Below are 23,548 nucleotides of genomic sequence, written 5' to 3' on the forward strand. Positions count from 1 at the left end.
TATTATTCTACATTATTATCTTACATAATTTTTTACAAGATGTCAGAATCGATAGTCAGCAACAAAATATTGATCTATATCTGAAAGAAGAAAAAGAAAAAAAGCACTCGTTGCTATGTCGCATCGAATGCTTAAAATAATCTACTTTATGCTATTGTTAAAGGAGAAAATTCTGTTGATAGTTACGCTGCAGTTCCTCTCTAAAATTCACAATCTCTTGGGTAAAAACTTTAGCTTTTTCAAGCATGACAAAGTGGCCTGAAGCTTCGATTGTTCTTGTAGTGGCTTCATGTTTTTGAAGTAACAGCTTTTCTTTTGCATCATTTGGAATGAGACGATCCTCTGAACCATAGATTCCTAAAATCGGGATGTTCAATTGATTCAAGACTTCTGTTCCGTTCTTATATTTATTGCAGCATTCAAAATCCGAAAGTGCAGTCCGAATAGACAAAAGCTCCAGCTCTTCCAATTCCTCTTTCAGTAATTCCTGATCAACGCTCTTAGCGTAAGATGCATGTAAGAAGTTCAAAGGATAAATTCCTTCTGCAAGCTTTTCTAGGAAACTAGGATGTACAGGCATCTCATAGTGACTGCAAACTAGTATTAGTCCTTTTACATTTTCATTGATGGCTGCCAGCTCCAATCCGATAAGCCCCCCCATTGAATGACCAACAACGATGACATCCTCTTGAACATCCTTACTTAGAACACTTGCATATTCTTCTATTGTTGATGGACAAATGGAGCGATCTTGACCATGTCCAGGAAGGTCAAGATAGATTGCTGATTCTTCTTTTAAAAATTGGGGAACTTTACGCCACTTTGTCGCGCTTCCACCCGCTCCGTGTATAAAAAGAAAAGGGATGTTTTGCTTATTTGCCACTTCGTTTACCTCCCAGCATCGTTTTTGCAATAACAAGTCGCTGAATTTGATTGGTGCCTTCATAGATTTGTGTTATCTTCGCATCTCGCATCATTCGTTCCACTGAGTACTCCTGGATATACCCATATCCACCTAATAATTGGACAGCGTCAGTGGTCACCTTCATGGCCACATCTGATGCAAATAATTTGGCCATCGAAGCTGCCTGAATGATGTCGGGATCCTTTCCAGTTGAATGAAGGTTATTTACTTTTGCAGCTGCACGATAAACAAGAGCACGTGCTGCCTCAACCTGTGTTTTCATATCTGCGAGCATAAATTGAACAGCTTGAAAGGATGAAATGGGTTTACCAAACTGTTCCCTCTCTTGAACATACTTTAGACATACATCCAATGCACCCTGTGCAATTCCAAGCGCCTGTGCGCCGACTGTAGGTCTGGATTTATCGAATGTCTTCATCGCAAATAACCAGCCTTCACCTTCTTTGCCAATCAGATTTTCTTCGGGAACTTTACAATGATCAAAATAGATTTGGGCTGTAGGAGAACCTTTGATGCCCATCTTTTTCTCTAGTTTTCCTACCTCTATCCCCGGTGTATCCCTTTCAACTACAAATGCGGAAATCCCCTGGTCGGTTCTAGCAAAGACTGTATAACAATCTGCTACATTCCCATGACTAATGAACATTTTTTGCCCATTGATAATATAATGATTCCCTTCTTTTTTAGCACGCGTTTGCAGGCTTTGTGCATCTGAACCGGCATTTGGCTCTGTCAAAGCATAGGAGATGACCTTTTTTCCATTGGCTATGTCTGGTAAAAAACGTTTTTTCAACTCATGGCTGCCACCTATCATAACAGGCATCGACCCCAGCTCCTGAACGACAGCAACCTGTGAAGAGGAGGCACAAACTCTAGCAATCTCTTCAACAATGACGCAAAAACTTAATAAATCAAGACCACTGCCACCATATTCCTCTGGAATATTCGCTCCGAGGTAGCCATACTCAGCCAAAAGATCTTTAATATCAATTGGATACTCTCCGGCTTCATCGATTTCAATCGCTCTTGGCTGAATTTTTTCTTGGGCAAGTCGATGAATGTTTTCTTTTATTTCCAAATGTTCCTCCGATAATTCGAAATACATCTACGATTCCCCCCCATTTATCCCATTTCTTGTAGTTCTTTTTCTATTATGAATTTTTGAATTTTCCCGCTAGGTGTCTTAGGAAGATTCTCAAGAATTTTATATTTACGTGGGCGCTTATACTTTGCTAGTTTTCCTTCTTTAATTAAATATTCATCTAAATCCTCACCAGTAATTTGGCTCCCTTGTTTTAAGACCACACACCCAACGACGATTTCTCCCCAACGTTCATCCGGTTGACCAACAACGGCTACTTCTAATACATCTGGATGTTCAAGTAAATAATCCTCAACTTCACGCGGATAAATATTTTCTGCACCAGAATTGATCATATGATCCATTCGATCATTAATCCATATATATCCATCCTCGTCAAAGGACCCCATATCACCTGTATGATACCAGCCATACGCAAGCGCCTTTGCTGTTGCATCGGGACGGTTATAATACTCCTTCATCATACAAGGGCCCTGAAGTAATACTTCACCTACCTCTCCAACTCCACATTGATCATCTGGGTGTGTAGGACTTCCATCCTCTTTTGGGCGACAAATCCGTATCTTGTGTGTCATGATTGCTTTCCCTGCTGAGCCAGCCTTCTTCAATTGCTCATCGGCAAACAAAACCGACATGACAGGTCCCATTTCGGTAGTACCATACATTTGCACTAACTTGGCAGGCGTTCTCCGTTCAAATTCCCTAATCAATACTGGGGCCATTGAAGCCCCACCGTATCCTAGTAACCGTAGAGAGGAGATATCAACTTCATTAAAATGGCGATCATTTAATAGCAGGTTAACCATCGTAGGTGCTGCAAACATATGCGTGATCTGTTCTTTTCCAATCGTTTCAAGCACTTCTTTTGGGTTGAAGGAGTGCAACAATACATTTGTTGCACCGACATGCACTCTTGGTAAAAATGAGGTATGGAGTTCTGCCGTATGATTCAAAGGTGCGATTGACAAACCAATATCATCCTTTGTAAGTCCCATACATTGCATCATTAAGAAATTATGGTGGACCATATCGCGATGACGATGAAGAACACCCTTTGGCTTACCGGTTGTGCCACTAGTGTACATCATGATATAAATGTCATTTTCGGTGACATCGGCTTCCCATAATAAATTCTCGCCGCCCTCCTCCAGCAAACTATAAAAATTTAATTCATCAGCTAAAGCATTTTGATCCGCCTGAATATAGTGTTTTACATTGGCTCGAAGTTCCTTCGCTTTTATTACCGTATCCGTAACGATATCCTCATAGACAACAACTTTAGACCCCGCATCATTCAAAATATAATTCAATTCATGGGAAGTAAGGCGATAGTTTATTGGATTAAAGACTGCACCGAGCTTAGCGGCGGCAAATAGGGTAATGACAAACTCACTTGTGTTATACAAAAAGGTCGAAACAACATCGCCTTTCCCAACACCAAGTCTCTTTAACGAAGCAGCAAATTGATTCACTTTCCTATTAAGTTCTTTATATGTCCAACGCTGGTTTTTTCTTTCGTAAACGAGAGCTACCTTATTCGGATAATTTGCAACTGACCACTCAAGTAAATGCCCAACTGTTAATGTCATCCTTACACCCCCCTAATCTAAAAATTAACGATATTCATAAAAGCCCTTTCCTGTTTTCCTTCCAAGGTGTCCAGCACGAACCAGTTTTCGTAATAATGGGGCAGCACGATATTTGGAATCCTGCGTTTCTTCAAACAATGAATCCTGAACAAACAATAAAGTATCAAGTCCAATTAAATCGGCCAACGCAAGAGGTCCAATCGGATGATTTGCACCTAATTTCATACCTTTGTCAATATCATCGGCACTTGCCACCCCTTCCTGGAGGACAAAGATTGCCTCATTAATCATCGGTACAAGTATTCGATTCACTGCAAATAACGGTGATTCTTTTACATCAATTGGTTCCTTACCAAGAGATTCCATTACGTTTTTAGAAGTTTCATAGGTTTCCTGACTTGTATCATATCCTCTTATCAATTCCACTAGTTTCATTACCGGAACAGGATTGAAGAAATGGCAGCCCATAACCCTCTCCGGGTTGGAAACAACGCTTGCCATTTCCGTAATACTTAACCCCGATGTGTTACTTGCAATAATGGTTTCCGGCTTTACAATCGAATCTAATTTTTTAAAGATCTCTTTCTTTAACTCAATGTTTTCTGTAACTGCTTCAATCACATAATCTACAGATTTCAACTCATTCCAATCTGTAGTCGTTACTAGTGAATTCATATATTCATTCTTTTCTACTTCTGTTATTTTCCCTTTACTAATAGCCCGATCCCAATTCTTCTCTAATTGATTTAACCCTCTTTCGAAAAATGTTGAATCCTTTTCAACCGCGATTACTTTAAATCCTTTCTCCAAACATGCTTGGGTAATTCCAAACCCCATTGTCCCAAAGCCTACAATACCGATATTTTTAATCATATTCATCCACTCCTAATTCTTTTGAAATTTTGGTTCTCTTTTTGAAAGAAATGCTGTTACACCCTCGTTTTTATCATTTGTTTCACAAACATCTCCAAAAAGTTTAGCTTCAAGTGACAGCCCTTCTTCCAAGCTAAATTCAAGCCCTTGATTAACAGCTTGTTTTGCAGTTTGAACAGCAATCGGCCCATTCCGGAGGATTTTGCCCGCCCATTTGATGGCTTCCTGATTTACATCCCCTTCCGTGACACCTTCTATTAAGCCAATCTGATACGCCTCTTCCGCCTTTAGAAATTCACCTGAAAATATAAGCTGTTTTGCTTTCCCTGGCCCAATTAATCGTGGCAAACGTTGCGTTCCACCATATCCGGGAATAATCCCTAATTTTACTTCTGGAAACCCGAACTGGGACTTTAAAGTTGCAATTCTGAAATCACAGGCTAAGGCCAGTTCTAGTCCTCCCCCTAAAGTAAACCCATCAATGGCAGCAATTACAGGTTGTTTTAAATCTGCAATTTTTTGAAAAATAGACTGACCATTTAGACAGAGCGCCTCACCGGCTTCTTTTCGAAGTTCAGGAAACTCTTTTATATCAGCCCCTGCAACAAAAGCTTTGTTTCCCGCACCTGAAATAATAACGACATCCACATCCTGATTAATATCGTCTAATACTGTAGATAAGTATTGTAACACTTCCTTATCCAGCGCATTAACCGGTGGTGAATCAATCGAAATAAAACCAATTTTGTTTTCAACTGAATAGTTTACCTTTGACATCTTATTTCACTCCTTTTGAAAGCTCACAATGTATAATGCAACTATTGTGCCAAATCTCAGATTACTGTTTTAGTGGGATTAACATTTTTTTATCAGCAAGATTGTTTCCTTTTCGAAACAAATATGTTTCCTTTGTGTATTTTTGTTACCCAAGTGAAACAGGATAAAAAAAGCTAGGATGATATCCCAGCTCTAGATCATTCCATATTTTTTTAACTTCGTATAAAATGTTTTTCTGCTAATCCCCAACTTTTTTATTGCTTCCGTACGATTTTTACTATTTTCCATTACTTCGATTAATTTTTTCTTTTCGGTAGATTCAAGAAAGATGTTTAGATCCTGATCACTTGGCGAGGAATTTCTTGGAATTGATTGCTTTATTGTTTCCGGAATATCCTCAATCACTAAATATGATTTCGTGCTCACAGCAATCATTCTTTCCAGTACATTTGTTAATTCACGAATGTTTCCAGGCCAGTCATATCGCTTAAAGACTTCGTAAATTTCATCATTAAACGTGACCGGTTTGTTGTATTTCGCTATTAATGAATTTAGAATATTGCTTACAATATATGTAATATCCTGCAGACGTTCTCGTAATGGTGGAATCTCGATGGGAACTACGTTTAGGCGATAATACAAATCTTCTCTAAATTTCCCCTCTTGTATCAATTGATACAAATTTCGATTGGTTGCACAGATTAAACGAGCGTTTAACGGATAGCTTTTTGTACCTCCCAATCTATGAAAAGTCTTTTCCTGGATTACCCTCAGCAATTTAGCTTGGACGTTTATTGAAATTTCTCCAATCTCGTCCAGAAAAAGTGTTCCCTCATTCGCCAATTCCATTAAACCTTTTTTGCCCCCTTTCCTTGCGCCTGAAAAGGAACCTTCTTCATAACCGAACAATTCACTTTCCACTAAATTTTCTGGAATGGAAGCCATATTGATTGGGATAAAAGGCTTGTCCTTCCTTGTGCTCGCTTGGTGAATGGCCTTTGCAAAAATTTCCTTCCCAACGCCACTTTCCCCATACAACATGACGGTTACATCTGTACCCGCTACTTTCCTAGCAATATTCACTGCACTTTGCATGACGGGAACTTGGCTTTCCAATAACACAAAATTCGTTCTGTCTAACTGACCTTCTAGTTGTATTGAATACTTTTTATATTTCTCCAACTCCTCTTGTAATTTCGTAATCTCATTTATATCTCTCATAATCGTAACAGCACCTATCAATTCCCCATTTTCTTCAAGAGGGGTTATATTGGCACAAACATTCTTCTTTAGGGAGTAAACATAACTATAATCGTTTAGCAACGGCCTACCGGTTTTAAGAACTTCTAGAATTCTGGCTTTGGCTTCTATATTCTTAAGCTTTTTACCAATAATCTTTTTGCAAGGAACATTAAATGCCCGTGAATAGGCTTGGTTCACATATGCAATGGTACTATCCTTTAAAACAACAATAATCGGATCTTCCAATGATTCCAATATGGAAAGCATTTGAGAATGATTTAATAACATTACATATCCCCATTTCCTCATATTTTTTAACGTACACCATAGTCATTATATTCAGGTAAATTATGAAAGATTAACATTTTTTCTGTTTAAAAAGGAATCTGTTGGTTTTTGTCGAATAAAATATTACAAAATACTATAGGGGGTGTTTTCAGATGAAAGTATGTCCTTCAAAAGGATCGATTATCAATTTGGTCGCAGGCTTATTTGTTTTAGCTAGTGTTTTATTAAGCCTTTTGGTTAGTACGAATTGGCTATATTTCACAGGATTTGTTGGCGCAATGCTAATCATTTCGTCTTTAACAGGCTTTTGCCCAATGGCACTACTTTTAAAAGCAATCGGGATTAAAGAAGACAAATGCTGCATAAGGTGAAGAATAAAAGTCAGGTGAGGCAACTACTTCACCTGATTTTTTTCATCAAAACACAATTTGTTCTGCTGGGATTATATTAATTTTTCTTTGGGGATTGCCGGTATTTTTTAAAGTCAAGTTATGATGTTCAATAATTAGGTTAGCTGGTATGGCAGCATCTGTAGTGGTATGGCCGTCTTCCACTAATGTGACATCGAATCCAAGGGAAACGGCAGCCCGGCAAGTAGTGTCAATACAATACTCAGTTCTCGCACCAACCACTATAAGGTGTGTAGCGCCTAACTTTTTCAGTTCTTGTTTTAGTGAAGTTTGATAGAAGGCATCTGTTGCACTTTTATGGATAACAAGGTCGTCTTCCTGTGGTGAGATTCCTTGTTGAAATTGCCAGAACTGAGATCCTCTTGTCAATAAGCCTCCTTCAGGTTCTTCATGCTGTGTATAGATAACAGGAACACTATTGCGTTTTGCCGCTTCAATTAAATTTGAAATCAGAGACATTGTTTCTTCTTTTCTATAAGTATTCCACATTGGGCCAAATTGTACATCGACCACAAGCAAAGCATTTTTTCTTTTCTCCATTTCAATTCCCCCTTGTAAAATCTTATTATATAATAGTTATAAAAATTTGTATCAAATAAAAAAATCATGTGAAGAGAGACCTCACATGATTTCTTATGCTTTTTTAAATTGTGTTTACAAGGTCCATTAGCTTTGTCATTAATTCCTCTGCGGAAACGGTTTTGTCTCCTCCACCTTGTGCTACGGAATCACTGCCTCCGCCTTTTCCATTGATTGTTGGTAGGATTTGCTTTAACAATTGATTCATATTATTAGGCAAATCCTTGCTTTTTGCGCAAACGATTTGAAACTTTTCTTCGTTTTCATTTACAAGTAGCACGATGGTATTGCTGGCATTTGCTGCAATATATTTCCCTAACTGTTGCAGCTCAGACATTGGGCGGTTTGTAAAAATCGCTTTCACAAGTCTTTTATTTTCGCTGCCTTGTGCTTGGTCCATAAGCTTGTTTGCTTCATACTCAATGAGTTGCGTTTTTAGATCGTCAATTGTTTTTTCAAGGTCCTTTGTCTGTTGCAAAACCCGCTTTGCTGCATCCATCAGTTGTTCCTGTGGGGAACTTAAAATCGCCATCAGGCTCTGTACCACCTGGTGTTTTTCATGAAGCTGCTCGAGGACTCTGTTACCGCAAACGAAGGAAACCCGAATATTTTTCTTGTCTTTTTCCCAATGCAGAATTTTCACCGCACCTACTTGTCCAGTTGAGGCAGGATGGGTCCCGCCACAGCCGTTATAATCATACTCAGGGACAATTACTAAGCGAATATTTTCAGATACGGACAACCCTTTACGTAAGGAGTAATGGGCAAGCTCGTTTTCAGAAACCCACCTCGCTTCCATTGGGCGATTCTCAAGGATCATGGTGTTGGCCGTTTTTTCAGCTTGGCTTGCTTCTTCCTCTGTAAGATTCGTCGTCTCAAGGTCAATCGTACAAATTTCTTTTCCTAAATGAAAACTTACTGTTTTATAGTGGAAGATGTTATCAAAGGCGGCTGATAAAATATGCTGGCCTGCATGCTGCTGCATATGGTCAAAGCGCCGCTCCCAGTCTATTTCACCGACACAATCACCAGTTGCCACAATCGGCTGTTCTAGATAGTGGCGAATCTCCCCGTCCAATTCCTCCACGTCAATCACTTGGATGCCATTCAGTGTCCCTGTATCGTGGGGCTGGCCACCGCCGGTTGGATAAAAAGCCGTTTGATCTAAAACAACATAAAAGCGGCCATTTTCTCCCTTGTCGTATTTTTGAATTTTCCCGGAAAATGAACGTATGTATTGATCTTGATAATATAATTTTTCGGTCGTCATCATTCATCACTCCATTGTCAGCATTCTTTTATTACTATAACATGTATTCCCTTCACTTTAAAAAAGTTTAAAACTGGTCTTTATGTCTATGCAGTTATGCCCTACCAGAGAATAATATTCGGAATATAACTATTATTTAGACAATATAATGAAAAATATGGTATTATTTATGTCAAAGCCAAGTGCACATATAGGTGTACGTACATTTGGATTTACCTACTACTAAATAGAATATGGGGGAAATTGCAATGAATAGCGAAGAATTGCGTAATCTTCAAGCTCCTCTCAAGGAGAAGTATCGTGAAAATCCCGAGTCGGCTATTGTTACGTTACATGCAACAGGAACGATTGGTGAAGGACTTACTTGTCGTGTAGAAACTGGGAAAGCTTTAGTAGAAGCTGGCCTACATCCAGCTACAGGTGGAAATGGCATGGCAGCATGCTCCGGTAATATGCTACTAGATGCTTTAGTCGCTTGCGCAGGAGTCACTCTTCAAGCAGTAGCAACCGCTCTTGAAATCGAACTAAGAGGTGCTACAATTAGCGCGGAAGGAGATCTTGATTTCAGAGGAACATTAGGGGTTTCTAAAGAAGCTCCAGTGGGCTTTTCACAGATTCGACTTAACTTTGATTTAGATACAGATGCTCCTGAAGATAAGGTGGCCACATTGTTGAAGCTAACTGAGCGTTATTGTGTAGTTAAGCAAACGATTGAAAACCCTACTCCTGTTGATGTTTTACATAATGTTAAAAATTAATAGAATAAAAAAATCAGGTGATATAGAGCTTTCACCTGATTTTGTTCTCCTATACTATCATTAGTGTGACATAACTGCAGAACCATCATCTTTGCCATCCTTTGTAACTTTCAAAACAGCTGCAGCTCCTTTTTGAACATCGTTAAATTGATGCGTTACAATAGAGTAACTGCCCTCTTCGGTTACTGTAAATTCAACTACTGCACCACCGCTTGCAGGTAGCAGAACCGTTTGCATACCTTTCAAATGGTTGGCAGGATTGCCATCAAGATAGACATCATCAAATACTGTACCAACGACGTGGAAAGAACTTACTTCATTTGGACCAACGTTTTCTACATACAATCTTACACGATCGCCTACTTTAGCTAATAATGGATGTTCTTTTAGTGTGAATGTATCACCATTTGTATTTGGCTGGCCTTCTTTTAAGGCTTTTGTAGAGAATACAACATGGCTTGGTACTCCATTGCTCATATCATCTAGATCATTATATTTGTACCACTCATTTTGAACAATGACAAACTCACGGTCCACTTGGTTATCAGTTGGATAGCCATTTTTAGGTTTTACGATAATGGTACCATGCATGCCGTTTGCAATATGCTCCAACACCGGCTTTGTGCCACAGTGGTACATGAATACTCCGGGGTTCGTAGCTTTATAAGTAAATTTACCATCCTTACCCGGCATTACATCGATAAAGTTTTTAGATGGTGCTGTGTGTACGGCATGGAAATCCATGCTGTGCGGGATAGCAGGGTCCATATTTTTTAGTGTAAAATTAATTGTATCGCCTTCATTCACAACTACTACAGGACCAGGTGCTTGTCCGTTAAAAGTCCAAGCTTTATACATTTTTCCTTTATCTATCTCAATATCCGTAATTTGCGCTGTCATTTCTACATTCACTTCATGCTCGCCTATACGCTGCATTTTTAATGGTGTTGGCGCTTGGTTTACATCTTTATGCGGTGCAATTACTTGAGCTGCTGCTTCTGCTTTAGGTTGTGGAGGTGGGGCTACAGTTTTTGCAGGCTCGTTTGCTCCGCATGCCGCTAATAATAATGATGCACTTACTACAACTGGTATTGCGAATTTTTTGCCCTTTAACATTTCAATCACCTCATAATTTTATTTGTGAAGTATTTCACAATAATAATAAAAAATTTTTGGTTACTATAATTTGATTTCCATTACTATACGCATTATTACACTTCTAACAATACAGTTATGGTTTCTACTGTTTTTATAGTGCTATTGTTTCTTACTACATTTACATTGTAGCATGCATAAATAACATTACCATAGTGTTAGTGTGTCGAATCTATGAATAAAATTTGTTCAAATTGTGAAGGGAAAAACAGGCGGACCCTTAGTTTAGAGTCCGCCTGTTTTTTTGATATAGAGTTATGCAGCTACACGTTTTTCATAACTTTTTAACCACGGTTTTAGCTTTGAGAAAAGCACGATGAATAATAATGTAGCAACGATTCCTTTGATTAGATTAAAAGGCATAATTCCCGCTACAATTAATCCCTTTGCTTCCGCGCTTGTCATCGCCGGTGAATGTAGGAAGAATGTATACGCCGGTAAGATGAGGAAATAGTTAAGAATACTCATCATGACTGTCATCGTGACAGTACCTACAATCAGGCCAATTGTTAATCCTTTGGTAGAGCGAATTTTTTTGTAAACAAAATAAGTAGGTAAAATAAACAATAATCCCGCTACAAAATTTGCTGTTTGATCAACAGGAACTCCTGTCATCGCACCTTCAATAAGGTAATGCAATATATTTTTAATGGCTTCAACAGTAATGCCAGCCACTGGACCAAAGACGATGGCTGCGATTAATGCCGGTATTTCACTAAAATCAATTTTCAAAAATGGTGGCAACCCCGGTAATGGAAAATTGAGCATCATCAGTAAATAAGCAATACTCGCTAATACTGACACGGTTACTGTTTGACGAATTTTTTGACTACTTTTAATCATTTTTTCTCTCCCTTTTCCTCGACCGAACCAACAGAAGAGATTTTGCCCATATAAAAACCCACTCAAATAGCATTCGAGTGGGAGAAAGGTACATTTATATAGGCAAATAAACGTTTGTTCAATTAAAAAATTGGCAAAACGCTGTACTCATCTTCTCCCATCCAGACTATACTGTCGGCTTTGGAATCTCACCAAATCATGCCTATAACGGCTCGCGGGCTTAGAAATCGTTATTTCCATACCGCCGGTCGGGAATCTCACCCTGCCCTGAAGATTGATCGATTTTTTAATTTAATACAATTATACCAGTACTTGTATAACATTTACAATGATTTTGCCCAATTATTTCCCATCAAAAAACTACATGATCTGACTAACTAACACTCCTATACATTATTCGAAGTAAATAATAGGCCTTCGCTACCAAATATAATTTGAAAGTAGGCAATTCTTAAAGTACAATGAAAATTAGAAAATTTAGGGTTGTCCACTTGATTCGAGTGTACATAATTTATTTTCTAATATAATTATAAAAATGGAGGTTTTTGAAATGGAAAAAATGTGCATGAATATGATGATGATGACTTCAATGGAAAAAATGATGTCTGAAATGAATTGCATGAAAATGATGATGGAAATGATGAGTGATATGGACATGATGGGCATGGACATGGATCAAATGATGATGAAAATGCAAAAATGCGATGAAATGATGACATCTATGATGAGCATGATGGCTAGCATGAAGGAAAAATGCTAATTTTTCTCAAAAAAAGAAATAGCACCCTACCTCTTTAGAGATACGGTGCTATTTTTAATTAAGCAACTTGACAGGTTTGCTTTTGTTTCGTCTGAATTTGAAGATATAACCAATTGCGCTTTTCTTTTAATTCGAAAATTTTATCCAGGCATGTACTATTATTCGGCTCCACACGCAATTGTTGGTGAATTTTTAAAATACGATCATTAATTGTTTTATATTGCTTCCAAAGACTGCTTATTTCTTTCTTATTCTTAATTTCAGTAGGATTAAAGTTCCGTAGCTCTTCTAAAACTTCCTGCTGCCATGCTTCGTCACCAAGATTTTTAGCCAATAAATATAAATCCAATAAATCATTTACCTCTAATACTACATTTTTACTCATTTCTATTTTCCCCTTCCGTATACGAAAAAAAATCCTTCATAAGAAAAGGATTTTTTATATGTATAAAAAAGGGCCTTTTCTTATCGTTCAAAGCCGAAGCTTTGCTGGAATTAGCACCATACATCTACATGTTGGTTGCTGAGGTTTCATCGGGCCAGTCCCTACACCTCTCTGGATAAGAAATTTTTCGTATTAATTTATTTTTATTCTAATCAAGTTAGTCGGAATTGTCAATAAGTTTATTAATAATCTCAAAAAAGTGAAATACGATGGTTAACAAATTCTTGGCAGCTGCATTCCTACTAACCTATTTAACCTTCTTTTAGTTCCGATGGGGGTGTTTAACAAGAGCTGTCCTTTTCCCTTTGAAATAACGGATCCAATCACACAGGCAGCCTTTCCTTCACCATGTTGCCTTAAAGTATGCAAGATCTTTTCTTCATCCTCTTTTGCAACTATCAAAATTATTTTTCCCTCATTTGCTAAGTAAAGAGGGTCAAAGCCTAGTATATCAGAGGCGCCGTGTACTTGTTTTTTTATTGGCAGTAATTTCTCTTCAATCCCCATTGTGATATGAAAATCCTCACATATTTCAACCAGCGTAGTTGCCAAACCTCCTCGCGTAGGGTCTCTCATCATTTTAACGTGATTGGAAACGTTCAAAACATCCTGTATCATAAGATTAAGAGATGCGCAATCACTTATAAGATCAGTCCGGATACCAAGGTCGCCGCGAGCACTTAAGATTGCAATCCCGTGGTCGCCAATGGTACCACTTACAATAACGGAATCGCCCTCGTTTATGGATTGAGGCTTCATCCTGTTTTTTTCAGATTCAAAAATACCAAGTCCAGTTGTATTAATGTAAAGCCCGTCAGCACTTCCACGTTCAACAACCTTCGTATCACCCGCAACAATCCGAACCCCGGCCTTTTTTGCTTCTTTAAACATTGATTCCACTATGGATTTTAATTCATTAATAGGAAACCCCTCTTCAATGATAAAGGCAGCTGTTAAGTATTCAGGTTTTGCGCCTGTTACAGCCAAGTCGTTCACAGTTCCGGCAACAGCAAGCTTGCCTATATTCCCTCCTGGGAAAAAAATCGGTCTAACTACAAAGCTGTCAGTTGTAAAGGCTATTTCACCATGTTTAAGGGAAATTGGAGCTGCATCTAATTGAGCTTCCTTTTGATGTCCAAAGTTCTTTACAAATACATCCTGAATTAGCTTATGAGCTAATTCACCACCATCACCATGTGCTAAACTAATCCTGTCACTCATGGCTTCACACCTCTCTCATGTATTGGTAATGGGCAGCACAACTACCTTCACTAGATACCATGCATGGTCCAATTGGATTAGCTGGTGTACATGCCTTGCCAAACAACTTACAATCCTCCGGTTCAACTAAACCGCTAATAATTTCACCGCATCGACACTTTGTCTTTTTAGGTTCACCTACTTTAACATCAAATCTATATTTCGCATTTAAATGGGCGTAGGCATCATTAATATCCAAACCGCTTTTTGGGATGACTCCCAATCCACGCCATGCCTCATCACATGGTGTAAAATACGTTTGCAATATTTTTTGCGTAACAGCATTGCCTTCATCGGTAATAATTCTTTTATAATTATTAATAATATCGACGCGCTCTTCGAGCAATATATCGATCAGCTGATAAATGCCGCTTACTAGTTCAACAGACTCAAAGGCTGTGATGACACCAGGTATTTTATATTCGTCAACCAAATATTGATAACCCTTTCTACCTAAGACAATAGAAACGTGGCCTGGCAATATAAAACCATCTACTTTTACTTCACCCGCGTCCAGCAAAGTGCGAAGCACAGGCTCTACAAGCTTTGTTGTGATCCACATTGAAAAGTTTTTAACCCCTTTTTCATGGGCGGTCATTAAAGCCACACCTAAGATAGGGATCGTCGTTTCAAAACCAACACCTAAGAAGATAACCTCTTTGGTTGGATTTTCTTCTGCAATTCGAACAGCATCAGAGGGAGAATAGATAATGCGAATATCCGCACCTTCCGTTTTAGCTTCCATTAAGGATCCATTTGTTCCAGGAACGCGAATCATATCACCAAAAGTACAGATGATGCGATTTTCCCCATTCGCCAGCTCAATCATAGCATCAATTGATTTTTGATCGGTGACACAGACAGGGCAGCCAGGACCGGAAATTAGTTTTACCTCATCTTGAAGAGCCCTTTTAATTCCTGTTCGGGCCAATGCCATCGTGTGTGATCCACAAACCTCCATGAAGGCCGGTTTATGACCAAATTTTTCTGCAAAAGTAATTGCATGTTGTTTCGTTTTTTCTAAAAGTCTTTTACTAATGTCGGGGTTGGATAGTTGTTCAAGCATCTCTAGCATCCGCAAGCTTCCTCCATTCCTCCATGCTTTCTTTTGCATATTTTTCATCGATCACTGACATCGCTTGTCCAGAATGAACTACAACAAAATCACCAATCTGAACGTCCGGCACAAATATGATTCCAACCGTCATTTGTGAGCCCATTACATCAACGACAGCTGTATACTCTTGTTTTTCAATTACTTTAGCGGGCACACCTACACACATCTGAAAATCCCCTTTCACTTCCATGATTTAGTTGATTGAGCCCAGGCAATCTTGAGCTGGCCTAAGGAAAGACCCCCATCATTACATGGTACTTGTTTGTGAGTATAGACCTGAAAACCCTTCATTTCTAGCAATCTCTTCATTTTTGTTGCCAAAAATGGATTATGAAAACTACCGCCGGAAAAAACAACCTTACGGTGGTCCTCCGGAAACTGACTACAAATTGTTACGATACACTCCACACAAGCATTTACAATAGTTTCATGAAAGGCTTGGATAATCTCCTTTTTTTCACGGCCTTTTCTATAATCATCAACAATTTCTAATAAACATATGGAAAAATCAATCTCTAGAAGTTCTCCAACTTTATTGAGTTGATAATGATAGCTTTCTTGACATAGGGAAGACGTTCCTCCCAATTGCTCGGACAGCTTAATGGCAGCCTCTCCATCATAAGTAGTGGTTGTGCAAACTCCAAGTATGGCGCTTACTGCATCAAAAAGACGGCCGCATGACCCTGCCAGAGGGCTATTGAGATTTTTTTCAACCATGTTGTGAATAATTCCAATTTCATATATTTTTTCAGGGAAAAGCTGTTCCGACATCCTTTTTCCATGTAATCCAAAGTGATCGACCAGCATCCCCACCGCGATTCGCCAAGGCTCTTTAATTGCTTTTTCTCCACCTGGAAGCGGTGAATATCGCAAATGGGCTAAACGTTTATATCTTTCAGCGTTACCGTAAAGTATCTCAAAGCCCCAAAGGTTTCCATCATCGCCATATCCTGTTCCATCAAGGATAATCCCAAAGCAACATTCATCCACTTCGTTTTCTACCATGCAAGAAACATGATGGGCATGATGGTGCTGAACCTCTACTACCCTAGTGGAATGTAAATGATCCAATAATTCGCGAACAGTATATCCAGGATGCTGATCAACGGCTATTACGTAGTTTTCAAATGGTCCCATCCATTTAAGAAGATGGTTTAATTCCTGGGTAAAATGTTCAAGCATATTGTAATGATTCATGTCCCCTATATGCGGTCCTACAAAAATCTCCTGTTTCCTTCCAATTGCAAACGTATTTTTTTGTTGAGGCCCTAGTGCTAGAACACCATGATGATCATTTTTCGTGAAAATTGGATCGGGAACAAACCCTCTGGCTCGTCGTAAAAATGTAATTTGACTATCAATCACTTGTACTACTGAATCATCGATAGGGTGCTTAATCTCGCGATTTCCTGTCAAAATATAGTCAGCAATATCACGCAAATAACTAAAAGCTTCCTCCTCTTTATAGAGCATCGGCATTCCAGACGGATTAGCACTTGTCACCACTAAATAGCCCAATTGGCTTTCATCAAATAATAAGTGGTGAAGGGGCGTATACGGGAGCATAATGCCAAGCGTATTTATTCCAGGAGCCAATGCCTTCGGCAAGCGATGAGGTTTCTTTTGCTGGAGCACAACAATTGGTGCTTCCGTTGAGGTCAAAGCCTTTTCTTCAAGTGAATCAACCTCACAAATTGTTTGCACAAGTGTTAAGTTGCCTGCCATAATGGCTAATGGTTTCTGTGGCCTCGTTTTTCGCTTTCTTAATTCCTGAATCGCCTCCTGATTCGTTGCATCACAAGCAAGATGATAACCGCCAATCCCTTTTATCGCTATTATTTTCCCAGCTTTTAAGTGCTCTCTTGCCAGCTGAATAGCAGCGTACTCTGTTGCTTCCTTCACTCCAAATATGGAATAAAGGGCAATCTTTGGTCCACAATCTGGACATGCAATTGGCTGGGCGTGATGTCTGCGGTTTGTAGGATCTTCATATTCTTTTCGGCATTTATCGCACATTTCAAATTCACGCATGACTGTATACGGACGATCATATGGCAATTCATCAATAATCGTGTAACGAGGCCCACATTGGGTACAATTAATAAACGGATATTGATACCGATAATTACTGGAATCACGCATTTCTTTCAAGCAATCATCACAAACCGAGGCATCGACAGGAATCACTAGGGAAGACGTGCCGGTTCGTTCACTTGGAATAATTGTAAAATCTTCAAAACATGAATAAGGGATATCCTCCACTTCTATAGAATCGATTCTACTTATGCGTGGAGCATTATTTTCCAACTCATCTAGCATACATTGCAATACATTCTCTCCGCCTTCGAGCTGCATATGCACGCCATCCATATTATTTTGAACAGTGCCCTTCAACTCATATTTTTTTGCTAGTTTGTAGACATAGGGGCGGAATCCAACACCTTGCACCCGCCCTTTTACTCTGACTAAGATTGCCTTTGGCATTCTTGATATGCACTCCTAATCCAATTAATCCATTGATCTATCCCCTCATCGGTTTTCGAGGAAACCATCATGAGACTAGAATCAGGGTTTATTCCTTTTAAGTCTTCAATAGCTTGTTCAACATCAAAATCCAAATAGGGCAGAAGATCAATCTTATTTAAAATGGCCATCTCGGTACGGCGGAACATTACCGGATATTTTGGAATCTTGTCATTGCCTTCTGGAACACTTAATATGGCTATTTTATGATTTTGACCTAAATCATAGCCGGATGGGCAAACGAGGTTTCCAACATTTTCAATAAACAAAATATCAATCTTCTCTAAATTAAATTGTGGTAAAGTTTTGGCTATCATTCTGGCATCTAAATGACAACCTCCACCGGTATTAATTTGAACAGCCTGCGCCCCAGCCTCGCGAATTCGGTTGGCATCAATATCAGTAGCCAGATCACCTTCGATAACAGCGACGCGAAACTCTCCGGATAGACGATCCACCGTTTTCTGCAACAGTGTTGTTTTACCAGCGCCAGGTGAGCTCATTAAGTTTATGACAAGAATTTTATTTTTTAAAAATTGTTCCCTGTTAAAAGCTGCAGCGGTATTATTGTCTACTAGTACATCTTCTCCTAAAGAAACTTTCATAATACTAACCTCCTAATCTCCTTCAAAAGAATCAACTTTAAATGTTTCACCTGAAATCAATTTGCCTGTAGGTATATGACATTCAGGACAAACCGCAATCCTCTGGTCCGGTACATATTCCGTTTCACAAATGGTGCAAACCGCTTTCGCCTCTTCCCTTGTGATTAATAATTCAGAGTGTTCATCCAAAAAATCAACACCTTGCCTTTTATAAATATCGAAGGCCATCTCCAGTGCATCCGGCAAAGCATTGCTCAAATCGCCAACAATTAAATTTACCTTCTTCACCTTTCGGATATTTTGCTTGTTTGCGTTTAAACCAACAATTTTTAAAATATCACCCATTAAAGCTATTTCATGCATATGTATCTTCCCCATACTAGTAATGACCAGAAAATTTAGAGAATACCAATATACCAAATGCCATTTTCGCATTTTGCTTTGTATTCTTTTAATGATAAATCGCCTTGCCTATCCTTTACTTTGAAAGATGAGCCGCATTGAAAACATTTTAAAGTTTTATCATAACTGATCCAATTGACGATGGTATTACATTTTTGGCACTGCTTTTCATAGATGCGAACCTCTTGGCCATTAAAAAAAGATAGGAGATGTTTGTTGGCAATATATAAGTCTTTACAATCAACTCCTTCATCCAACTTTTGGCCTTCGGCTGGAATCCACTTAATACCTGCCAAATTGTCTATCCATTGATCAACCTTTTGTAAATCTTCCTCTATAAAAGGAGCACTAATTTCCTTTACTGTGTTGAAGATGCTATTTTTCATATAAGAGAGAAAACCTAAGCGATCCATTTTAGATGCACCACATTTTTACTTGTTCCTCAACTGAATGTACTAAGTTTGGCAAAGCATCTTGCACCGTTTGGGTCAGCTCAACCCCCAACGCCAAGGACTCCGGTTGGACGCCAATCATTACCATTTCAATTGGTAGTTTGTTGCGAATTCTTGATGCAAATAATACCTCTTGAAAGCCTAACTGATGAATGGACATTTTGACTCCAAAATACTGAGGTATGTCATCGTTTCTAATTGTTATTATGGTTCCTCCCTCTTTCCCGGCATTAATGGCATCGATTATTAGTAGATACTCTGCTTCTTCCACCGGTCCTAGAAGGCGCATACCATCTGTAGCCCCTTCAATAATTTCCACATTTTCAAAGTTGGCAAAGGCTTTTCTTAGCAAGGGCAACACATGAATGCCAACACCCTCATCAGAATAGAGGGTGTTGCCGATTCCAAGTATTGTGATTTTATTAGTTTGCTTGTTTTTCAGATTTGTCAATTTTTTCACCTTCAATATGTTCTTGTTCATACTTATACCCAGTGAAAATAGATGATAATGTTCCATTCTTTTGCAACCAATCCTCACGGAATGACATATATATATGAACAATCATAAAGATCATAAAACCCCATGCTGCAAGATGATGCCAAGAGCGAATTGCAAAACTATTGCCAAATACGGATGGAACCCAACTGAATAATTGTCCTAAAGACGATTCAGGCTGCGGCTCAAATAGCATATAATAACCCGTAAATATAACAATGATTGAACCAACCCCGATAAAAATCCAATAGCTTAATTGGGCTAACGGGTTATGACCGACATAATGCTGTTTCTTATTTGGCAAGAATAAATAATACTTTGTCGTCTCTTTTACACCAGTCCAAAAATCTTTTTTTAGTAGATTTGATGTTGCATACTTATTCCCTGCAAAAACCCAATACCACCGAACAAATAAATTAATTGTAAAAATAAACGCTGTAACAAAGTGCACGATTCGAATCCAGCCCATTACGAAATTGTATGAGGCTTCTTCAGGGATGGGTGCGCTAACGAATGGCCTGCCAATATAAAGGCCAGTTACCATTAAAATGATAATAGACGCCGCATTAATCCAATGAAAGATGCGGACCGGGGCCTGCCAAACATAAATATGGCTCTTTCTCTTTTCAAAGTCTCTTAAAACATCCGAGTGCATCACTTCGTTTGAAGGGCGAATCATCAGTTGAACCCCCTTTTATCCTAATTTAATTTCGGTAGACTTATTGTTTTCTAAATCTGTTAAATGAACTGCACAGGCAAGGCATGGGTCAAAGGAATGGACAATCCTGATAATTTCCAACGGCTGCTCCGGATCATGAATCGGCGTTCCAGCTAAAGAGGCTTCATATGCTCCTATTTTTCCGTTGCCATCTATTGGAGACGCATTCCACGTTGTGGGAACAACGGCCTGGTAACTTTTTACCTTTTCGTTCTCTACTACAACCCAATGTCCAAGCGAACCGCGAGGCGCTTCAACCCAACCGACTCCTTTTGTCAGCTTCGGCCATGTTTTTGGCTCCCAATTTGAACGGTCAAAAGTAACCTGGTCACCATTTTTGATGTTGGCTAATAGTTGATCCATATCCTTTCTCATCCATTTTCCAATTAGGATAGATTCCAACCCACGCGCTATTGTTCTACCAAGTGCTGACTGAAGAGCCTCAATTCCCACACCCAATTTCGCTAATGTCGAGTCAACGATTGCCACAATCTCTTTTTGCCCTTTGGCATAACCAATGATCATACGTGCCAATGGACCAGTTTCCAATGGTTCTTCCTTCCAACGCGGAGTCTTAATCCAGCTATACTTTTCATTTGTATTTAAATTAGCGAAAGGAGCTTTAGGTCCAGTGTAATGTAATGTTGTTTCACCCTCCCATGGATGTTTCCCACCATTTGACTGGCCATCATAGGAATACCATGAGTGATCAATAAATTCCTTTACTTCCTCGGGGTCAGTTAAATCAATATCCAGAACCTTCGATAAGTCGCCATTTAAAATAACTCCCCGCGGCATACGATACGTGTCAACATCGTGAATGTCCCCGGTTGCGAAGTCACCGTATGACAGGTAGCTATTTAAACCTCCCCCATACAGCCAACCCTTATAGTAGGAACCGATTGCCAATAAATCCGGGATATATACCTTGTTTACAAATTCATTGGCTTGATCAATTAATTGCGAAACGTGCATTAAGCGTTCTGCATGGATGCCGTTGTCGCTATTGATATCGATTGGAGTGGCCATTCCGCCCACAACATAGTGAGGATGCGGGTTTTTGCCCCCAAAAATGGTATGTAATTTAACAATCTCCTTCTGCCAGTCCAATGCTTCTAAATAATGGGCAACTGCCAATAAATTTACCTCTGGCGGAAGTTTATATTCGGGATGTCCCCAGTACCCATTTGCGAAAATGCCCAGTTGACCACTATCCACAATCTTTTGTATCTTTTCTTTAATTTCTTTAAAGTAGCCCGGCGAAGACTTGGGCCAATCAGAAATGGATTGGGCAATACGGCTCGTTTCATTTGGATCGGCGCTTAAGGCGCTAACGACATCCACCCAATCAAGGGCATGTAAATGGTAAAAATGCACGACATGATCATGGATAAAAACTGCCTCGTTCATGATATTTCGAATTAAATGAGCATTTTTAGGAATTGTTATATCTAAAGCATCTTCTACTGAACGTATCGATGCCAAAGCATGTGTTGTTGTACAAACTCCGCAAATGCGCTGTACAAATGCCCAAACATCTCGGGGATCTCGGTCTTTAACAATTAATTCTATTCCGCGTACTGCTGTTCCTGAGCTGTACGCTCTTTCAATTACGCCGTTATTTATATCAGCTTCAATCCTCAGGTGACCCTCTATACGAGTTACCGGATCGACTACAATACGTTCTGCCATGTTTTTTCACCTCTAAATCCAGCTTATTCTTTTTCTTCCTTCTTTTTCATAAATGCGGTAGCTGTGGCATGAGCAGCCACGCCAAGAACTGTTGCACCTGCAGCATATACACCGGCTTTTTCCGGATTAAACGTTGTTTGGCCTCCTGGAACTTCAGCACGACGCTCAAAAAATGGGCCATTATCCCAGAAATTTTTCTCTGAACAGCCAATACATGGGTTGCCGGATTGAATAGGGTAACTGACACCGCCATTCCACCGCATTTCAGCGCAGGAATTATACGTTGTTGGTCCTTTACAGCCAACTTTATATAAACAATACCCTTGCTTGGCTCCCTCGTCATCAAAGGATTCTGCAAATAAACCAGCGTCAAAATAGGCACGGCGATTACATTTATCATGGATTCGATGACGATAAAATGCTTTTGGCCTACCAAAATGGTCAAGTTCCGGCACTGTGCCAAAAGTAATCAAATGGGCAATGACGCCGGTCATCACTTCCGCAATTGGAGGGCAACCAGGCACTAAGATAACAGGCTTGTTTTTAATAATTTGATTTACCGGTACCGCCTTTGTTGGATTGGGATGTGCAGCAGGGATGCCGCCCCATGAAGAACAGCTTCCGTAAGTAATAACAGCCATGGCACCTTTTGCCGTTTCGATTAAAGCCTCTTTGGCGGGCTGTCCACCGACTGTACAATAATAATCTTCTCCTGGCACACTTCCTTCCACGCAAAGAACATACTCACCGGCATAATGTTCCATAACATACTTACGTGCAGCTTCCGCTTGATGTCCTGAAGCCACTGATAAAAGTTCGGTATATTCCAGTGAAACCATATCTAGTAAAACGCTTTCAACTGTAGGGTGCGTTGATCGGATAAACGACTCGGAGCAGCCTGTGCAATCCTGAAATTGCAACCAAATAACCGGCACTCTTTTCTTGGTTTCCATTGCTTTTACAACATGGTCTGTTTTTGAAAAGTCTAAGCCCATTGTTGCAGCCAGCGCTGTACACATCTTTAAAAAATTGCGACGTGAAATACCTCGTTCCAACGCAGTTTCAAAGATGGATTTTCTTTCATTCATAAGCGATCTCCTTCCCACTTAATGTAAGTAAATTTTTTTCACTGTCGCTTTTAAATTTATCACAAAAATTGGGGATTCTGAGAATTTATACAAAGGTTTCATAATTTTGACTTAACTATATAAACTAGTTACAAATGCAAAAAAAAAACTATTTAAGACAGACAAAGTCGTTGTCATTA

The 23,548-nt window shown here is 39.3% G+C and carries 25 protein-coding genes and 2 riboswitches; of the genes, 3 read left to right on the plus strand and 22 right to left on the minus strand.

What is annotated here, in order from left to right:
• Nucleotides 1–157: 157 nt before the first annotated feature.
• The 6 genes from ACNQFZ_RS02315 to ACNQFZ_RS02340 all read right to left on the minus strand — a co-directional run bounded on the left by ACNQFZ_RS02315 (nucleotide 158) and on the right by ACNQFZ_RS02340 (nucleotide 6,796).
• Nucleotides 158–883 (minus strand): alpha/beta fold hydrolase, encoded by a 726-nt coding sequence (locus tag ACNQFZ_RS02315; RefSeq protein WP_458413752.1) that lies wholly within the window; start codon nucleotides 881–883, stop codon nucleotides 158–160.
• On the minus strand, nucleotides 873–2,030 hold the full coding sequence (locus tag ACNQFZ_RS02320) for an acyl-CoA dehydrogenase family protein (RefSeq protein ID WP_458413753.1): 1,158 nt from the start codon (nucleotides 2,028–2,030) through the stop codon (nucleotides 873–875). The genes ACNQFZ_RS02315 and ACNQFZ_RS02320 overlap by 11 nt, the downstream gene beginning before the upstream one ends.
• A gap of 17 nt (nucleotides 2,031–2,047) precedes the next feature.
• Complete coding sequence (locus ACNQFZ_RS02325) at nucleotides 2,048–3,616, minus strand: long-chain-fatty-acid--CoA ligase (RefSeq protein ID WP_458413754.1); 1,569 nt, start codon at nucleotides 3,614–3,616, stop codon at nucleotides 2,048–2,050.
• 24 nt (nucleotides 3,617–3,640) lie between these two features.
• Entirely contained in the window at nucleotides 3,641–4,489 is an 849-nt protein-coding gene (locus tag ACNQFZ_RS02330) for a 3-hydroxybutyryl-CoA dehydrogenase (protein ID WP_458413755.1), read from the minus strand.
• 12 nt (nucleotides 4,490–4,501) lie between these two features.
• Nucleotides 4,502–5,266, minus strand: a complete 765-nt coding sequence (locus ACNQFZ_RS02335) for an enoyl-CoA hydratase/isomerase family protein (RefSeq protein ID WP_458413756.1) — start codon at nucleotides 5,264–5,266, stop codon at nucleotides 4,502–4,504.
• 192 nt (nucleotides 5,267–5,458) lie between these two features.
• A complete protein-coding gene (locus ACNQFZ_RS02340) occupies nucleotides 5,459–6,796 on the minus strand; it encodes a sigma-54 interaction domain-containing protein (protein ID WP_458413757.1) in 1,338 nt (445 codons plus the stop codon).
• A gap of 152 nt (nucleotides 6,797–6,948) precedes the next feature.
• On the opposite strand from ACNQFZ_RS02340, the gene ACNQFZ_RS02345 reads away from it, so the two are divergent.
• Entirely contained in the window at nucleotides 6,949–7,167 is a 219-nt protein-coding gene (locus tag ACNQFZ_RS02345) for a YgaP family membrane protein (protein ID WP_458413758.1), read from the plus strand.
• A 45-nt stretch (nucleotides 7,168–7,212) separates the two neighbouring features.
• On the opposite strand, the gene ACNQFZ_RS02350 is transcribed toward ACNQFZ_RS02345, so the two are convergent.
• Both ACNQFZ_RS02350 and ACNQFZ_RS02355 read right to left on the minus strand, forming a co-directional pair.
• Nucleotides 7,213–7,746 (minus strand): cysteine hydrolase family protein, encoded by a 534-nt coding sequence (locus tag ACNQFZ_RS02350; protein WP_458413759.1) that lies wholly within the window; start codon nucleotides 7,744–7,746, stop codon nucleotides 7,213–7,215.
• Nucleotides 7,747–7,849: 103 nt separating this feature from the next.
• Nucleotides 7,850–9,058 (minus strand): alanyl-tRNA editing protein, encoded by a 1,209-nt coding sequence (locus ACNQFZ_RS02355; protein ID WP_458413760.1) that lies wholly within the window; start codon nucleotides 9,056–9,058, stop codon nucleotides 7,850–7,852.
• Between the two features lie 245 nt (nucleotides 9,059–9,303).
• Between ACNQFZ_RS02355 and ACNQFZ_RS02360 the strand changes: the two genes are divergently transcribed.
• On the plus strand, nucleotides 9,304–9,813 hold the full coding sequence (locus tag ACNQFZ_RS02360) for an OsmC family protein (RefSeq protein ID WP_458413761.1): 510 nt from the start codon (nucleotides 9,304–9,306) through the stop codon (nucleotides 9,811–9,813).
• 60 nt (nucleotides 9,814–9,873) lie between these two features.
• On the opposite strand, the gene ACNQFZ_RS02365 is transcribed toward ACNQFZ_RS02360, so the two are convergent.
• Complete coding sequence (locus ACNQFZ_RS02365; RefSeq protein WP_458413762.1) at nucleotides 9,874–10,929, minus strand: multicopper oxidase domain-containing protein; 1,056 nt, start codon at nucleotides 10,927–10,929, stop codon at nucleotides 9,874–9,876.
• Nucleotides 10,930–11,223: 294 nt separating this feature from the next.
• A complete protein-coding gene (locus ACNQFZ_RS02370) occupies nucleotides 11,224–11,811 on the minus strand; it encodes an ECF transporter S component (RefSeq protein WP_458413763.1) in 588 nt (195 codons plus the stop codon).
• A 145-nt stretch (nucleotides 11,812–11,956) separates the two neighbouring features.
• Nucleotides 11,957–12,090: riboswitch (FMN riboswitch) on the minus strand.
• 271 nt (nucleotides 12,091–12,361) lie between these two features.
• Here ACNQFZ_RS02370 and ACNQFZ_RS02375 point away from each other — a divergent pair.
• Nucleotides 12,362–12,571, plus strand: a complete 210-nt coding sequence (locus ACNQFZ_RS02375; RefSeq protein ID WP_458413764.1) for a hypothetical protein — start codon at nucleotides 12,362–12,364, stop codon at nucleotides 12,569–12,571.
• A 58-nt stretch (nucleotides 12,572–12,629) separates the two neighbouring features.
• Here the strand turns inward: ACNQFZ_RS02375 and ACNQFZ_RS02380 are convergent, their stop codons facing one another.
• The 12 genes from ACNQFZ_RS02380 to ACNQFZ_RS02435 form a co-directional block, all read right to left on the minus strand.
• Nucleotides 12,630–12,956 carry a hypothetical protein gene (locus ACNQFZ_RS02380; RefSeq protein WP_458413765.1) on the minus strand — a complete coding sequence of 109 codons (327 nt, stop codon included), beginning with the start codon at nucleotides 12,954–12,956 and terminating at the stop codon, nucleotides 12,630–12,632.
• Nucleotides 12,957–13,033: 77 nt separating this feature from the next.
• A riboswitch (SAM riboswitch) is annotated at nucleotides 13,034–13,138 on the minus strand.
• Between the two features lie 91 nt (nucleotides 13,139–13,229).
• Nucleotides 13,230–14,237 carry a hydrogenase expression/formation protein HypE gene (gene hypE, locus ACNQFZ_RS02385; protein WP_458413766.1) on the minus strand — a complete coding sequence of 336 codons (1,008 nt, stop codon included), beginning with the start codon at nucleotides 14,235–14,237 and terminating at the stop codon, nucleotides 13,230–13,232.
• 4 nt (nucleotides 14,238–14,241) lie between these two features.
• A complete protein-coding gene (gene hypD, locus ACNQFZ_RS02390; protein ID WP_458413767.1) occupies nucleotides 14,242–15,351 on the minus strand; it encodes a hydrogenase formation protein HypD in 1,110 nt (369 codons plus the stop codon).
• On the minus strand, nucleotides 15,335–15,559 hold the full coding sequence (locus ACNQFZ_RS02395; RefSeq protein ID WP_458413768.1) for a HypC/HybG/HupF family hydrogenase formation chaperone: 225 nt from the start codon (nucleotides 15,557–15,559) through the stop codon (nucleotides 15,335–15,337). Before ACNQFZ_RS02395 ends, hypD begins: the two co-directional genes overlap by 17 nt.
• Nucleotides 15,560–15,573: 14 nt before the next feature.
• Entirely contained in the window at nucleotides 15,574–17,877 is a 2,304-nt protein-coding gene (gene hypF / locus ACNQFZ_RS02400; protein WP_458413769.1) for a carbamoyltransferase HypF, read from the minus strand.
• Nucleotides 17,859–18,521, minus strand: coding sequence for a hydrogenase nickel incorporation protein HypB (gene hypB / locus ACNQFZ_RS02405; RefSeq protein WP_458413770.1), 663 nt, complete (start codon nucleotides 18,519–18,521; stop codon nucleotides 17,859–17,861). Before hypB ends, hypF begins: the two co-directional genes overlap by 19 nt.
• 12 nt (nucleotides 18,522–18,533) lie before the next feature.
• On the minus strand, nucleotides 18,534–18,884 hold the full coding sequence (locus ACNQFZ_RS02410) for a hydrogenase maturation nickel metallochaperone HypA/HybF (RefSeq protein ID WP_458413771.1): 351 nt from the start codon (nucleotides 18,882–18,884) through the stop codon (nucleotides 18,534–18,536).
• A 35-nt stretch (nucleotides 18,885–18,919) separates the two neighbouring features.
• Nucleotides 18,920–19,336, minus strand: coding sequence for a Rieske (2Fe-2S) protein (locus tag ACNQFZ_RS02415; RefSeq protein WP_458413772.1), 417 nt, complete (start codon nucleotides 19,334–19,336; stop codon nucleotides 18,920–18,922).
• Nucleotide 19,337: 1 nt separating this feature from the next.
• Nucleotides 19,338–19,826, minus strand: a complete 489-nt coding sequence (locus tag ACNQFZ_RS02420) for a HyaD/HybD family hydrogenase maturation endopeptidase (RefSeq protein WP_458413773.1) — start codon at nucleotides 19,824–19,826, stop codon at nucleotides 19,338–19,340.
• Nucleotides 19,798–20,526 carry a Ni/Fe-hydrogenase, b-type cytochrome subunit gene (cybH, locus tag ACNQFZ_RS02425; RefSeq protein WP_458415283.1) on the minus strand — a complete coding sequence of 243 codons (729 nt, stop codon included), beginning with the start codon at nucleotides 20,524–20,526 and terminating at the stop codon, nucleotides 19,798–19,800. The genes ACNQFZ_RS02420 and cybH overlap by 29 nt, the downstream gene beginning before the upstream one ends.
• A 39-nt stretch (nucleotides 20,527–20,565) precedes the next feature.
• Nucleotides 20,566–22,281: a nickel-dependent hydrogenase large subunit gene (locus tag ACNQFZ_RS02430; protein WP_458413774.1), complete on the minus strand. Its 1,716-nt coding sequence runs from the start codon at nucleotides 22,279–22,281 to the stop codon at nucleotides 20,566–20,568.
• A 23-nt stretch (nucleotides 22,282–22,304) separates the two neighbouring features.
• A complete protein-coding gene (locus tag ACNQFZ_RS02435) occupies nucleotides 22,305–23,369 on the minus strand; it encodes a hydrogenase small subunit (RefSeq protein WP_458413775.1) in 1,065 nt (354 codons plus the stop codon).
• Nucleotides 23,370–23,548 lie beyond the last annotated feature (179 nt).

It is taken from the genome of Schinkia acidoalkalinis (genome assembly GCF_054301215.1).